This window comes from Eubacterium sp. An11, assembly GCF_002161065.1.
Taxonomy (GTDB): Bacteria; Bacillota; Clostridia; order Lachnospirales; family Lachnospiraceae; genus Anaerobutyricum; species Anaerobutyricum faecale.
Genome location: NZ_NFLV01000005.1, coordinates 67,409 through 79,493, shown reverse-complemented (window position 1 = coordinate 79,493; position 12,085 = coordinate 67,409). Strand labels below are relative to the sequence as shown.

At 46.6% G+C, this 12,085-nt stretch carries 15 protein-coding genes and 1 pseudogene; all 16 read left to right on the top strand.

Annotated features, from left to right (window positions below):
- The first annotated feature begins 3 nt into the window (after positions 1 to 3).
- The 16 genes and pseudogenes from glgD to pth all read left to right on the top strand — a co-directional run bounded on the left by glgD (position 4) and on the right by pth (position 12,085).
- The gene (gene glgD / locus B5E53_RS05820; protein WP_087313108.1) at positions 4 to 1,128 is read left to right on the top strand and encodes a glucose-1-phosphate adenylyltransferase subunit GlgD; all 1,125 of its coding nucleotides are present in this window, start codon (positions 4 to 6) and stop codon (positions 1,126 to 1,128) included.
- A gap of 29 nt (positions 1,129 to 1,157) precedes the next feature.
- Positions 1,158 to 1,460 carry a septation regulator SpoVG gene (spoVG, locus tag B5E53_RS05815; protein WP_087313107.1) on the top strand — a complete coding sequence of 101 codons (303 nt, stop codon included), beginning with the start codon at positions 1,158 to 1,160 and terminating at the stop codon, positions 1,458 to 1,460.
- A gap of 143 nt (positions 1,461 to 1,603) precedes the next feature.
- Positions 1,604 to 1,780, top strand: a complete 177-nt coding sequence (locus B5E53_RS19105; protein ID WP_162611804.1) for a hypothetical protein — start codon at positions 1,604 to 1,606, stop codon at positions 1,778 to 1,780.
- A 138-nt stretch (positions 1,781 to 1,918) separates the two neighbouring features.
- Positions 1,919 to 2,623, top strand: a complete 705-nt coding sequence (locus B5E53_RS05810; protein WP_087313106.1) for an ABC transporter ATP-binding protein — start codon at positions 1,919 to 1,921, stop codon at positions 2,621 to 2,623.
- Between the two features lie 86 nt (positions 2,624 to 2,709).
- Positions 2,710 to 6,105, top strand: a complete 3,396-nt coding sequence (locus B5E53_RS05805) for an FtsX-like permease family protein (RefSeq protein WP_087313105.1) — start codon at positions 2,710 to 2,712, stop codon at positions 6,103 to 6,105.
- 83 nt (positions 6,106 to 6,188) lie between these two features.
- Complete coding sequence (locus B5E53_RS05800; protein WP_087313104.1) at positions 6,189 to 6,557, top strand: ACT domain-containing protein; 369 nt, start codon at positions 6,189 to 6,191, stop codon at positions 6,555 to 6,557.
- Between the two features lie 301 nt (positions 6,558 to 6,858).
- Positions 6,859 to 7,020, top strand: a complete 162-nt coding sequence (locus tag B5E53_RS05795) for a DUF6440 family protein (RefSeq protein WP_087313103.1) — start codon at positions 6,859 to 6,861, stop codon at positions 7,018 to 7,020.
- A 48-nt stretch (positions 7,021 to 7,068) separates the two neighbouring features.
- Entirely contained in the window at positions 7,069 to 7,506 is a 438-nt protein-coding gene (locus B5E53_RS05790) for a GNAT family N-acetyltransferase (protein ID WP_087313102.1), read from the top strand.
- 29 nt (positions 7,507 to 7,535) lie between these two features.
- Positions 7,536 to 8,225: a M24 family metallopeptidase gene (locus B5E53_RS05785; RefSeq protein ID WP_087313101.1), complete on the top strand. Its 690-nt coding sequence runs from the start codon at positions 7,536 to 7,538 to the stop codon at positions 8,223 to 8,225.
- A gap of 51 nt (positions 8,226 to 8,276) precedes the next feature.
- Positions 8,277 to 8,654 (top strand): DUF3795 domain-containing protein, encoded by a 378-nt coding sequence (locus B5E53_RS05780; protein ID WP_087313100.1) that lies wholly within the window; start codon positions 8,277 to 8,279, stop codon positions 8,652 to 8,654.
- Between the two features lie 8 nt (positions 8,655 to 8,662).
- Positions 8,663 to 9,142, top strand: coding sequence for a GNAT family N-acetyltransferase (locus B5E53_RS05775; protein ID WP_087313099.1), 480 nt, complete (start codon positions 8,663 to 8,665; stop codon positions 9,140 to 9,142).
- Positions 9,143 to 9,219: 77 nt separating this feature from the next.
- Positions 9,220 to 9,486, top strand: a complete 267-nt coding sequence (locus tag B5E53_RS05770) for a type II toxin-antitoxin system prevent-host-death family antitoxin (protein ID WP_087313098.1) — start codon at positions 9,220 to 9,222, stop codon at positions 9,484 to 9,486.
- Positions 9,470 to 9,781, top strand: coding sequence for a type II toxin-antitoxin system RelE/ParE family toxin (locus tag B5E53_RS05765; protein ID WP_087313097.1), 312 nt, complete (start codon positions 9,470 to 9,472; stop codon positions 9,779 to 9,781). The genes B5E53_RS05770 and B5E53_RS05765 overlap by 17 nt, the downstream gene beginning before the upstream one ends.
- A 58-nt stretch (positions 9,782 to 9,839) precedes the next feature.
- On the top strand, positions 9,840 to 10,178 hold the full coding sequence (locus B5E53_RS05760; protein WP_242963536.1) for a DUF3784 domain-containing protein: 339 nt from the start codon (positions 9,840 to 9,842) through the stop codon (positions 10,176 to 10,178).
- 113 nt (positions 10,179 to 10,291) lie between these two features.
- A pseudogene (locus tag B5E53_RS19690) lies at positions 10,292 to 11,377 on the top strand (CDP-glycerol glycerophosphotransferase family protein); the annotation flags it as partial.
- A 108-nt stretch (positions 11,378 to 11,485) separates the two neighbouring features.
- Positions 11,486 to 12,085 carry an aminoacyl-tRNA hydrolase gene (gene pth / locus B5E53_RS19685; RefSeq protein ID WP_242963546.1) on the top strand — a complete coding sequence of 200 codons (600 nt, stop codon included), beginning with the start codon at positions 11,486 to 11,488 and terminating at the stop codon, positions 12,083 to 12,085.

Sequence of the window (12,085 nt, the reverse complement as noted above, 5' to 3'; positions counted from 1 at the left end):
TAGATGAAGGCGATAGGTATTATTTTAGCAGGCGGTAATAATAAGAGAATTGGTAAATTGTCCGACAAGCGGGCCATTGCGGCGCTGCCGATCGCAGGCAGCTACCGGGCCATCGATTTTGCCCTGAGTAATATGACCAACTCCAAGGTAAATAAAGTGGCGGTATTTCCACAGTTCAATGCCCGTTCCCTCAACGAGCATTTAAGCTCAAGCAAGTGGTGGGATTTTGGAAGAAAGCAGGGCGGGCTTTACGTTTTCACACCGACTGTGACCAAAGACAATAACTTCTGGTATCAGGGCACGGCAGATGCGCTGTATCAGAACATCGACTATTTAAAGAAAAGTCATGAACCGTACGTGATCATTGCTGCCGGCGACGGCATTTATAAGCTGGATTACGGAAAGGTACTGGACAGACATATCGAAAAGAACGCGGATATCACGGTGGTGTACACTAAGATGTCCGATAAGGACGACGATCTGACCCGGTTTGGTATCCTCAAACTGGATGAGAACGAGCGTATCGTAGATTTCGAGGAGAAGCCGCTGGTTGCTGAATCCAACAACGTATCCATCGGCGTGTACATTATCCGGAGACGGCATCTGATCGAGATTCTGGAGCGCTGTGCGAAAGAAGACCGGCATGACTTTGTAAAAGATGTCCTTGTCCGCTATAAAAATGTTCGTAAGATCTACGGCTACAAGCTGGACACTTACTGGCGCAACATTGCCACCGTGGAGTCTTACTATAAGACAAATATGGATTTCCTGAAAAAGGACGTCCGGGATTACTTCTTTAAAGAATATCCGGATGTATATTCCAAGGTGGACGACCTGCCACCGGCAAAATATAATGCAGGTTCAGATATCAGAAACAGCATCATTTCTTCCGGCTGTATCATCAACGGCAAGGTGGAGAATTCCGTGCTGTTCAAGGACGTTTATATTGGAAATAACTGCACCATCAAGAATTCTATTATTTTAAATGATGTTTACATCGGTGATGATTCTTACATTGAGAATTGTATCGTGGAGAGCCGCGATACCCTTCGTCCTGGTACGAATTATATTGGAACCGATGGGGAGATTAAAATAGTAGTAGAAAAGAATGTGCGGTATATTTTATAATTTCAGAACATTCTTCAGGAGGATTACACATGCAGATTACAGACATACGCATTCGCAGAATATCAAAAGAGGGCAAAATGAAGGCGGTCGTATCCATCACATTTGACAACGCATTTGTGGTGCACGATATCAAGATCATTGAAGGAGAGAAGGGGCTGTTCATCGCTATGCCGAGCCGTAAGGCCGCTGATGGTGAATATCGCGACATTGCGCACCCGATCAACTCCGAGACCCGTGATATTGTCCAGACCATGGTTCTCAAAAAATATGAGGAACTCATGGAAGAAGTGGAGGAAGAGAGCGAAGAGCCGGCTGTGGAAGCGGTGATTTAAGTATATATCAGATAATCAAGGATGATGACCTTCCGTAAGACATATTTGCAGGAATTATGGAAGGTCATTTTTTTTATTTCATGGGAAATTGCATTCCTATGAAATAAAAAACGCTCCGCAAGGATCGCGCTGCGGCGGATAGGATGGCAGTACAACAACGCCAATACGGCCTGGGGTGCCCTCGTATACGGGGAAGCGCAGTGTTCCGGCTTTGCCAGAGGAATGAAAGCGCTGTGCGATGGAATACCAAAGGACTGCCTTCTGTCAGCAAAACAGATCATCCAAAAGGTGGATTTGCCGCCAGTGTGATGGCAGAATAATAATCATATTTTCACAGTCATTTTGTGCAGTCTGTGGTATAATCTTCTTAGTTGAAGGAAAATTTTTCTTGAAAATTATCTAAAATGACTAAGACAGGCATAGATATGACCAGAACGCTGGCGCAGGCAGGAGGAGCTATGAGCGGATTTGTGGAGTTAAGAAATGTAAAGAAAATATACCACATGGGCGAGGTGGACATCGAAGCCGCCGCAGGCATTGATTTTCAGATCGGAAAGGGAGAGTTTGCCGTCATTGTCGGTCCCAGCGGTGCGGGCAAGACCACGGTGCTCAATATTCTGGGCGGTATGGACACGGCCTCGGAGGGCGAGGTGCTGGTGGATGGGCAGGATATCGCCGGGTATTCCCGGAAAAAGCTGACCGCTTACCGCCGGGATGATATCGGATTTGTGTTCCAGTTTTATAACTTGATCCCGAATCTGACCGCCCTGGAAAATGTGGAGCTGGCGCTGCAGATCTGCAAGGACCCTATGGATGCCGCAGAGGTACTTCGGGAGGTGGGACTTGGTGACCGGATGGATAATTTCCCGGCACAGCTCTCCGGCGGTGAGCAGCAGCGGGTATCCATCGCCAGGGCTCTTGCCAAGAATCCGAAGCTTCTGCTCTGCGACGAGCCTACAGGTGCTCTGGATTACAACACCGGCAAAGCGATTTTGAAACTTCTTCAGGATACCTGCCGGGAAAAGGGAATGACAGTGGTGCTCATCACTCATAATTCAGCCATTGCGCCCATGGCGGACAGGGTCATAAAGATTAAGAACGGAAGGGTGTCGGATATGTCAGTAAATGAACATCCTGTTTCAGTGGAGACAATCGAGTGGTAGACGACAGGGAAACCGATCGCAGAGGTGGAAAGACGGATGCACGACAGGCGGGTGGATAGCAGCGACAGAGGGGGCAGAATCGGCCAATGAAAAAGAAAGCAATGTGGAAAGATTTTTATATGGAGATTCGCAAGAGCCCGGGGCGTTTTCTGTCCATTTTATTTATCGTGGCGCTGGGGGTGGCGTTTTTTTCCGGAATCCGGGCTTCGGAGCCGGATATGCGCATCACCGGCGACGCTTATTTTGATTCGGAAAATCTTATGGACATCAAGGCGCTCAGCACCTACGGCGTGACGGAGGATGACGTGGAAGCCTTTCAGAATATCGACGGCGTGGAGCTGGCGGAGGGCGCCTACAGCGCGGATTTTCTCCATAACACGGAAGACGATCAGCGGGTGCTCCATGTGATGGGTGCCCAGAAGGAGATGAACCAGATCACCGTCTCGGAGGGCAGGATGCCGGAAACCGTGGGCGAGTGTCTGGTGGATGACGCCTCCGATTATCAGATCGGCGATGAGATCGTGCTGACGTCGGGAACGGAAGACCCGGTATCTGACACTCTAAGCACAGACACCCTGACAGTGGTGGGCCGGGGCAATACGGCGGCCTATGTCTCCTTTGGCCGGGGCAGCGCCACCATCGGGACAGGTAATATTTATGCCTTTGTGGTGGTGCCAGAAGACACCTTTACCCTGGATACATTTACGGAGGTATACCTCAAGGTCGAGGGCGCAAAAACGCTTACGGCTTTTACTGACGCTTACGATGAGAAGATCGACCGTGTGCAGAATCTGGTGGAAGACGCAGCTGAAGAGAGAGGCGTCATCCGCAAAGATGAGATCGTGAAGGATGCCGAGGATGAGATTGCCGACGCGGAAAAGGAACTGGCGGATGGCAAAAAGAAAGCCAGGAAGGAACTGAAAAAAGCCAAAAAGGAGATTGAGGACGGCAGGAAAGAGCTGGCGGATGCCAAAAAGGAGATTGCGGACGGCAAGGAACAGATCGCCAACGCAAAGGATACTCTCAATGCTCAGCAGAAAAAGCTGGATCAGTCCCAAAAAGAGTATGAGGAGGGCAAGAAGGCTTTAGAAAAAGGCTGGAAGCAGTATGAGAAGGCGAAAAAGAAGTTTGAGAAGAAAAAGCCGGATGCTGAGGAGCAGATAGAGAGCGGAAAAGCCCAGCTGGATACACTGGAAGATCAGATCAGGGAAGATGAGGCCCTTTATCAGAAGCTGCAGTCGCAGATTGACGCGCTGGAGCAGGCAGCGAAGGCCGGTGCCGGAACAGGAGGTTCGGAGACACACACCGCTGAATCCGGTCAGGAAAAAGATTCCGCAGATGCCGGCAGCCAGAATGGAAGCAGTTTGCAAAAACAGCTGGAGCAGCTGAAGACGCAGGCCGGCGGCCTCAATCAGAAAATTGCGGCGGAGAAAAGCGCGTATTCCAAGGCGGAGAAACAGCTGACGGATGCCGAAAAAGAACTTTCTGACGGTGAGAAAGAGCTTGCCTCCACGGAAAAAACGCTGAATGCCACCGAGAAAAAACTGGCGTCGGCCAGGACGCAGATAGAATCCGGTCAGAAACAGATCGATGACGCCTGGGCAGAGCTTGAGGATAAAGAAAAAGAGATAGCCGACGGCGAAGAAGAAATCAAAAAGAACGAAAAAAAGCTGGAGGATGCCAGAAAAGAATATAAGCAGGGGAAAAAGGATGCCAAAAAGGAGATTGCTGATGGCGAAAAGGAAATCGAGGATGCCAGACAGGAGCTTGCGGATTTAAAAGACCCGGAGTGGTACGTGTATGACCGGAGCACCCTGATTGAAAACAGCAGTTTCGGAGAAAATGCAGAGAGGCTGGGCGCCATCGGCAAGGTCTTCCCGGTATTGTTTTTCCTGGTGGCGGCGCTGATCAGTCTGACCAGCATGACCCGGATGGTGGAAGAGCAGAGAACGGCCATCGGGACCATGAAAGCTCTGGGATACGGCCAGCTGGCCATCGCTTCCAAATACCTGGGGTACGCTTTCCTCGCCACTGTGGGAGGAAGTGTGATCGGCGTTCTGTTTGGGGAAAAAGTATTTCCGTATATCATCATCTACGCCTACAGCATTTTATATCCGCATCTTCCGCAGATTTTGGTGCCATATGACTGGAGCTACGGTTTTATGGCGTCAGGTATCGCCATTTTCTGCACCATGTTTGCCACCTTCTTCTCCTGCTGGCGGGAGCTGAATGCGCAGCCGTCGGTGCTGATGCGGCCGCCGGCGCCGAAAAATGGCCGCCGGGTACTTCTGGAATGGATTCCGGTTATCTGGAGACATCTGAATTTTACCTGGAAGTCCACCATCCGGAATCTCATGCGCTATAAGAAACGTTTTTTCATGACTATTTTTGGAATTGGCGGCTGTATGGCTCTCATGCTGGTGGGCTTCGGCCTGAAAGACTCCTGTTATGAGATCGCTGCCCTGCAGTACGACGAGATTCAGTTTTACGATGCCAGCGTCTATCTGGACGAGGATATCACAGAAGATGAGAGAAATAATCTCCATCAGATTCTCAGCGAAGAAAATGGTGTCGAACGGTACATGGATGTGGATATGCAGAGCCTGACGCTGGTCAATGAGAAAGGTACAGAACGGGAAGTGTACCAGTGCGTTTTCCCGGATGATAAAGAGGAAGTGGCCCGGTTCGTGGATTTCCATGACCGGAAAACGGGAGAGGAATACACTCTGTCAGATAACGGGGTGATCATCAATGAAAAGACGGCAAAGCTGCTGGATGTTGAGGTGGGTGACACCATTTATATCAAAGACCAGGAAGACGGCAACAAGCCGGTCTATATCGAACATATCTGTGAGAATTATCTGGGCCACTACATGTACATGACGCCGGCTTATTATGAGACCGTATACGGTGCGATGCCGGAAAATAATACCATTCTTTTCATCATGGATGATGGAGCGGACTCTTCTTCGGAAGACCAGCTGCAGGCAGTGGGCGAAAGCCTCCTGAAAGAAGACGGTGTCCTGAACGTAAGCTATATGAGCGACATGGAACAGCAGCTGGACGATATGCTTCGAAGCCTGAACCTGGTCATCATCGTTCTCATCATCTCCGCAGGCATGCTGGCCTTCGTGGTTCTTTATAACTTGAACACCGTCAATATCGCTGAGCGGAAACGGGAGCTGGCTACCCTGAAGGTGCTGGGGTTCTATGATATAGAAGTGGCCGAGTATGTATACAGGGAGAATATCCTCCTGACCTTCATTGGAGCCGCTCTGGGCTGCATTCTTGGCAAAGTCCTTCACCTGTTCATCATCCAGACGGTGGAAGTGGATTCTGTCATGTTCGGAAGAATCATCCACGGCACCAGTTACCTTTACAGCCTGCTGTTTACCATATTGTTCTCCCTCATCATCAACGGAATGATGTACTTCAAGCTCAGGAAGATCGATATGGTGGAATCACTAAAGAGCGTGGAGTGATACCGACGCCAAAGCAAAGACAGAATTTGCGCAGACGCGCACTGCGAAGAAAAATATTGTACATTTACAGAGGAGGTTTGACCATGGAAATCAGGAAACTGCCTGGTAATTTTTCTGTGTGTAAAGTTGAGGATTACTCACTTGTGGACCAACATACAGAGTTTTGTTTTACGGGCAAAACCGATGAGGAGAATTCGCTGGTGTGCCCGACAGACAAGGTGCCGGACAACACGACGAGCCGGGAAGACGGATGGAGGATGTTTCGGATTCAGGGCATGCTGGATTTTTCACTTATCGGAATACTGGCGGACATTTCCCGCATACTGGCAGAAAACAAGATTGGAATTTTTGCCATATCGACCTTTTGCACCGATTATATACTGACAAAAGAAGAAAATTATCAGAAGGCGCTGGATGCTCTCAGTCGGGCAGGTTATAAAATCATAGAATAGCTCCATAACGGCGGCACAGAGCAGACAGCCCTTGTTTAATGGCCGGAGCAGGCTGCGGCTTTAAGCCCTGCCGGTTTAAAATAGGAATAGAAAACTCCAGTGTTGCAGCACTGGGGTTTTTGTTGTAGTCAAATTTCGCAAAAATGTAACGGCAAAAAGTCGGCCCTGCGGTTTCTGAAACTTCTGAAAGCAGAAATTGCCAAGGCAAACGTTTTTATGGTATTCTATTCTAAATAAAGATGACCGAAATGTTGAAAAAATGCAAAATATTTACATTTATACATTAAGGAGAAAGAAGAGTATGGAACGTTTTAAAAAGATTTATCAGCAGGGAACCGTCGATGTGATTGAAATCTGGGTGGACACCGAAACCGGAGTGCAGTATGTATTCCATAGGAACGGAAATGCAGCAGGTTTTACTCCGCTGCTTGATAAAGATGGTAAGCCGGTAGTGACGCCGTAACGAAGAACGGCAAAATAATTAAGCCGTTACCTAGAGAGGTGAAACATAATGGTAAGGGAAGCAACGAAAAATGATTTGAACAATCTACTTCAGTTATATTTGCATCTACATGAAGATAAGATTCCGCAGGACTCGCAGAATCTGAGAGAAACATGGGAGACGATTCAGGGGGACAGGAATCATCATATTATTTTAAATGAGGTGGATGGAATTCTTGTATCCTCCTGTGTGTGCGTGATTATCCCCAATCTCACCAGAAATGTCCGGCCATATGCTTTTATAGAAAATGTAGTCACACATGAGAAGTACAGAGGGCGGGGGTATGCTACGGAATGTCTCAACCGTGCGAAAGAAATTGCCATAAAAAACAATTGTTATAAAATGATGCTGCTGACAGGTTCCAAAAAACAAAGTACGCTAAACTTTTATGTGAAGGCCGGATATAACAGCACAGACAAAACAGCGTTTATTCAATGGCTGGAGTAACAGATGTCTCAAACTATTGGAGAAATTATATGGATAATCAAGAGGTACAACTCATTGCAAAACAGACTATGGATTTTATCAGGAAGATGATTATGCCTGGAATGAAATTAACTCAGGCAAGGAAGTTATGTGAAGATAAAATGCTGGAACTGGGTGCAGATTCGTTCTGGTACTGGGATATCGGCGCATTTATTTTTTCAGGAGATGAGACAACAAAGTCTGTGTCAGGAAAAGAGTATAAGACTTCTGATAGATACATAGAAGAAAACGATATCGTAACCATTGATCTCAGCCCTCAGTGTAATCACATATGGGGCGATTTTGCCAGAACCATAATCATTGAAGAGGGTCATGTGGTTGATGATATAGATGATATTCAAAATGCGGAATGGAAAGCCGGTCTGCTGATGGAACAAAGACTTCATCAGGAATTATTGGATTTTGTGGATGCAAGAACAACTTTTGAAGAGCTGTTTTATCATATGAATGACAGAATTGTTTCGAAAGGTTTTATCAATTTGGATTTCCTGGGAAATTTAGGACATTCCATTGAGAAGAAAAGTGAAGACCGCATTTATATTGAAAAGGGGAATCAGAGAAAATTAAAAGATGTTTCGTATTTTACTTTTGAACCTCATATTTCCAGACCGGGTTCTGTATTTGGGTATAAATGGGAGAATATTTATTATTTCAAGAACGGCAAATTGAGAATGCTGTGAAAAAGATAGTATAAGCAATTAAGTTGAAAATGTGATTTGGGAGGTGCGAACATGAAGAGAGAACTTGGAATCGCCCGGTGCGGCCTGGCCTGCTGCCTGTGCTCAGAAAATGTGACCTGCTCGGGCTGCGATTCGGGGCAATGTCCGGACAAAGACTGGTGTGAGAACAGAAAATGTTCCATTGCAAAAAATATCGCACATTGCTATGAATGTGATGAAGCATGCAGAAAAGGCTTATTGAGTAAGATAAAACCCTATGCTTTTACGGAATTTGCCAGAAGATATGGCGAAGAGGAGCTTCTTGATTGCCTGGAAAGAAATGAGAAGAACGGAGTAGTCTATCACCGGGAAGGTATAAACGGTGACTATGATGACTTTGATGATGTAAAGGCACTGATCGAATTTATAAGAACAGGGATAAGGGGATAAAGATAAAAATGAAAATAAGACAAGCTGTTTTGGTAGATATAGACGCAATTAGATATATTTCGGAAAGAACAATCTCTGAGATTTATCCACACTATTATCCGGAAGGGGCGGTAAAATTTTTCCTGGAGCACCACAGCGAAGCGCATATTATAAATGATATCAAAAATAACCGCGTATTTCTCTGCCTGAATGATGCACAGCAGGCTATCGGAACTGTTACTATAAAAGGAAATGAAATCTGCCGTCTGTTTGTCCTGCCATCTTGTCAGGGAAAGGGATATGGCACGGAAATGCTCCGGTTTGCAGAACAGGAAATCTCCGCCAGATACTCAACCATCATACTGGACGCCTCCCTTCCGGCCAAAAAGATATATCTCAGGAGAGGATACAAAGATGTTTCCTTCCATATCATACCCACCGGCAACCACGACTTTTTGTGTTATGATGTCATGGAAAAGCAAGGAGAAAAAACAGAATCTTTCGGATGATTGTTAAATAACACTTGATGATATATCAAAATACAGATATAATTATATCAAATAAATGATATGAAAGGGTGACAACTATGATTATTAAGGCTTCCGCAGCTTTGAGAAATGATTACAGTGCAATTTCTAATCTTGCAAAAGAGACAAACGAACCTATTTATATTACAAAAAACGGAGAGGGTGATGGCGTCTTCATGAGCATGGAGGCTTACGAAAAGCGGGAACAGGCGCTAAATCTTCGTGCGAAAATTATACGGGCGGAAGAAGAACGCCTGAGCGGAGCAAAAACAAGAAGTATTGAAGAGGCGAGAAAGGAATTAAGAGAACGTGCAGCATCTGTATAGAGTTGAGATTCTTCCGACAGCATGGGAAGATTTAAAAAGGATTGAGGATTATTATTTGCTTCAATTTGATGTAGAATCAGCGATGAAAGTGACAGACCAGATTTTAAACAGTATTGAAAGACTGGAGAAATTTCCGGATTCGGGATCTTTGACCCCGGATAAATGGCTGAATGAACAGGGCTACCGAATGGTAATATGGCAGCGTTTTGTATCTATCTATCGTCAGATTAAGGATACGGTATATGTATATCATATCGCAGATACACAGACGGAGTATACGAAATTATTTAGTTAAGAAAATAATATGACACAGGACGGAAGGCAGCGGGAGGAAAAAGGTGTTTCAGGTACTCGTGATTATATTCGATTTATTCATGGCAGTATTGATGTTTTTTATGGGAAGGTACTTCTATCATTCCGAAGGAAAGGCAAGTAATCTTTTGACAGGATATAATATGCGTCCTGGAAATGAACGGAAACAGTCCGATGAAGATGGCATGTGCCGCATTTATGGAAAGAGAATAATGGGGATGGCGGTTCCTTTTGTATGTGGAGCAGCTATTGACTTTTTTAAACCAGGCATCGGATGCACGGCCGCGTGGATCGTGTGGACCGTCCTTTTTGTAATGCTGTGTATAAAAAGAACATCCATGGAGAAGAAGCAGAGCTCTGAAGGGTACAAAGATAAGTGAGTGGTTTATTGTTCTTACTTCACAAATCCTAATTTTTCATTGTGAGAATCTTCCGGGAAGTGTATAATAATGCAGATACCAACGTATAAGTAGAAAGAAAAGAGAAAATCATCATGAATACAAATAAAATATTCGCCCTGGCGTTTAATTTCTTCCGCCACTGGAAGGTGAGAGAAAACCGGGTGACCCTCATTGAGAAACTGGATACCGGCGGAGTCGGGAGCCTGTTTGATATACAGAAAGAATGTGAGAGACGGGGACTGCCCCTGTCTTTTCATGTGATACGCCATGGAGATTACGAGGTGAGCCTTCGGAATCTGCCGGGCCTTTTTGCGCTTTTTACCAAAAAGGCATACTACATGGCCACTTCCGCTCATATATTTTTAAATGATAATTTCATGCCCATGGCCTATATGGACATCGCACCGGAGACGACCGTGGTGCAGCTCTGGCACGGCATGGGTTCCTTTAAAAAGTTTGGCGGTTCCACGGATCTGGAGCCGGAGCTTCTTTCTGAATTAAAACAGGTCAATGAAAATGTAACCCATATCCTTGCCAGTTCCGAACACATCCGGAAGAACTATGCGGAAGCGTTCTGCGTGCCGGAAGGGAAAGTTCTTGCTATCGGCTGTCCGCAGGCGGATTATTATTTCAGAAACCATGATGTGCGGGAGGTCAGGAAACGGCTGGAGGAGCAGTTCCCGCAGATGAAAGGAAAGAAGCTTGCACTCTATGCGCCGACCTTCCGGGATGATGCGGAAAAAGACAGAGAACTGCTGTCGCATTTTGATTTTGAGAAGTTCAACCGGCAGTGTGGGGAAGAGTACTGCCTGGCAGTCCGGCTCCATCCGCAGATACAGTCCTCGAAGGTGCCGGAACAGGTGCCGGATCTCACCGGATATCCCGATGTGCGGGAACTTCTCCTGATGACAGATCTGCTGATCGCCGATTACTCCTCCATCGCTGTGGAGTATTCCCTGCTGGAACGCCCGATCCTCCTTTACGCCTTTGATAAAGAATGGTATCTTGATAAAGACCGGGGATTTTATTATGATTATGAAGATACGGCGCCGGGTCCGATCCTTACAACCATGGACGACCTGTGCGGCTGTATCCGGAGGCAGGGCTGGGAGATTGACAAGGTGAAAGCTTTTGCCCGGCTGCACAATGACTTTTTTGACAGCCAGTCTGCCCGCCGGGTGGCGGAGTTTTACTTCCCGCCGGGATGCCTGGGAACGGAAACAGCTCCGGAGAACGCCGGCACATTTGCCAATGAAAAATATCAACGAAAGGAAACGATTCAAAATATGAAGATTATTGCAGGTCTGGGGAACCCAACCGATCAGTATAAAGGAACAAGACACAACGTAGGATTTATGGCCATTGATCGCTTAAGCGAGGCGGAGGGAATCGCCGTAAATCAGCATAAGCACAAGGCCATGACCGGCAGCGGTTTTATCGGGGGGCAGCGGGTATTGCTGATGAAACCGCTGACTTATATGAATCTAAGCGGAGAGAGTATCCGCGCGGCGGCGGATTTTTATAAGGTGGAGCCGGAGGATATTCTTATTATTTATGACGATATCAGCCTGGAGCCGGGAATGCTCCGCATCCGGAAGAAGGGAAGTGCCGGCGGTCATAACGGTATCAAGAGCATTATCAAACATCTGGGATGTGATACATTTCCACGCATCCGTGTGGGTATCGGCGGAGAGAAACATCCGGGGCAGGATCTGGCAGATTATGTGCTGGGACATTTTTCCGGCGAAGAAAAAGAGCTGCTGGATGAGGCTCTGGACAAAGCGGTGAAAGCGGCACAGCTCATCGCTGCCGATGAGATTGACGAAGCCATGAACCGCTACAGTGTGGGTAAGAAAAAACGTGCAAAAGTAAATGAAGAGGTGTAA

Coding starts and splice junctions, on each gene's coding strand:
- glgD (WP_087313108.1), top strand. CDS start 4: ATGAAGGCGATAGGTATTATTTTAGCAGGCGGTAATAATAAGAGAATT.
- spoVG (WP_087313107.1), top strand. CDS start 1,158: ATGCAGATTACAGACATACGCATTCGCAGAATATCAAAAGAGGGCAAA.
- B5E53_RS19105 (WP_162611804.1), top strand. CDS start 1,604: ATGGCAGTACAACAACGCCAATACGGCCTGGGGTGCCCTCGTATACGG.
- B5E53_RS05810 (WP_087313106.1), top strand. CDS start 1,919: ATGAGCGGATTTGTGGAGTTAAGAAATGTAAAGAAAATATACCACATG.
- B5E53_RS05805 (WP_087313105.1), top strand. CDS start 2,710: ATGAAAAAGAAAGCAATGTGGAAAGATTTTTATATGGAGATTCGCAAG.
- B5E53_RS05800 (WP_087313104.1), top strand. CDS start 6,189: ATGGAAATCAGGAAACTGCCTGGTAATTTTTCTGTGTGTAAAGTTGAG.
- B5E53_RS05795 (WP_087313103.1), top strand. CDS start 6,859: ATGGAACGTTTTAAAAAGATTTATCAGCAGGGAACCGTCGATGTGATT.
- B5E53_RS05790 (WP_087313102.1), top strand. CDS start 7,069: ATGGTAAGGGAAGCAACGAAAAATGATTTGAACAATCTACTTCAGTTA.
- B5E53_RS05785 (WP_087313101.1), top strand. CDS start 7,536: ATGGATAATCAAGAGGTACAACTCATTGCAAAACAGACTATGGATTTT.
- B5E53_RS05780 (WP_087313100.1), top strand. CDS start 8,277: ATGAAGAGAGAACTTGGAATCGCCCGGTGCGGCCTGGCCTGCTGCCTG.
- B5E53_RS05775 (WP_087313099.1), top strand. CDS start 8,663: ATGAAAATAAGACAAGCTGTTTTGGTAGATATAGACGCAATTAGATAT.
- B5E53_RS05770 (WP_087313098.1), top strand. CDS start 9,220: ATGATTATTAAGGCTTCCGCAGCTTTGAGAAATGATTACAGTGCAATT.
- pth (WP_242963546.1), top strand. CDS start 11,486: ATGAAGATTATTGCAGGTCTGGGGAACCCAACCGATCAGTATAAAGGA.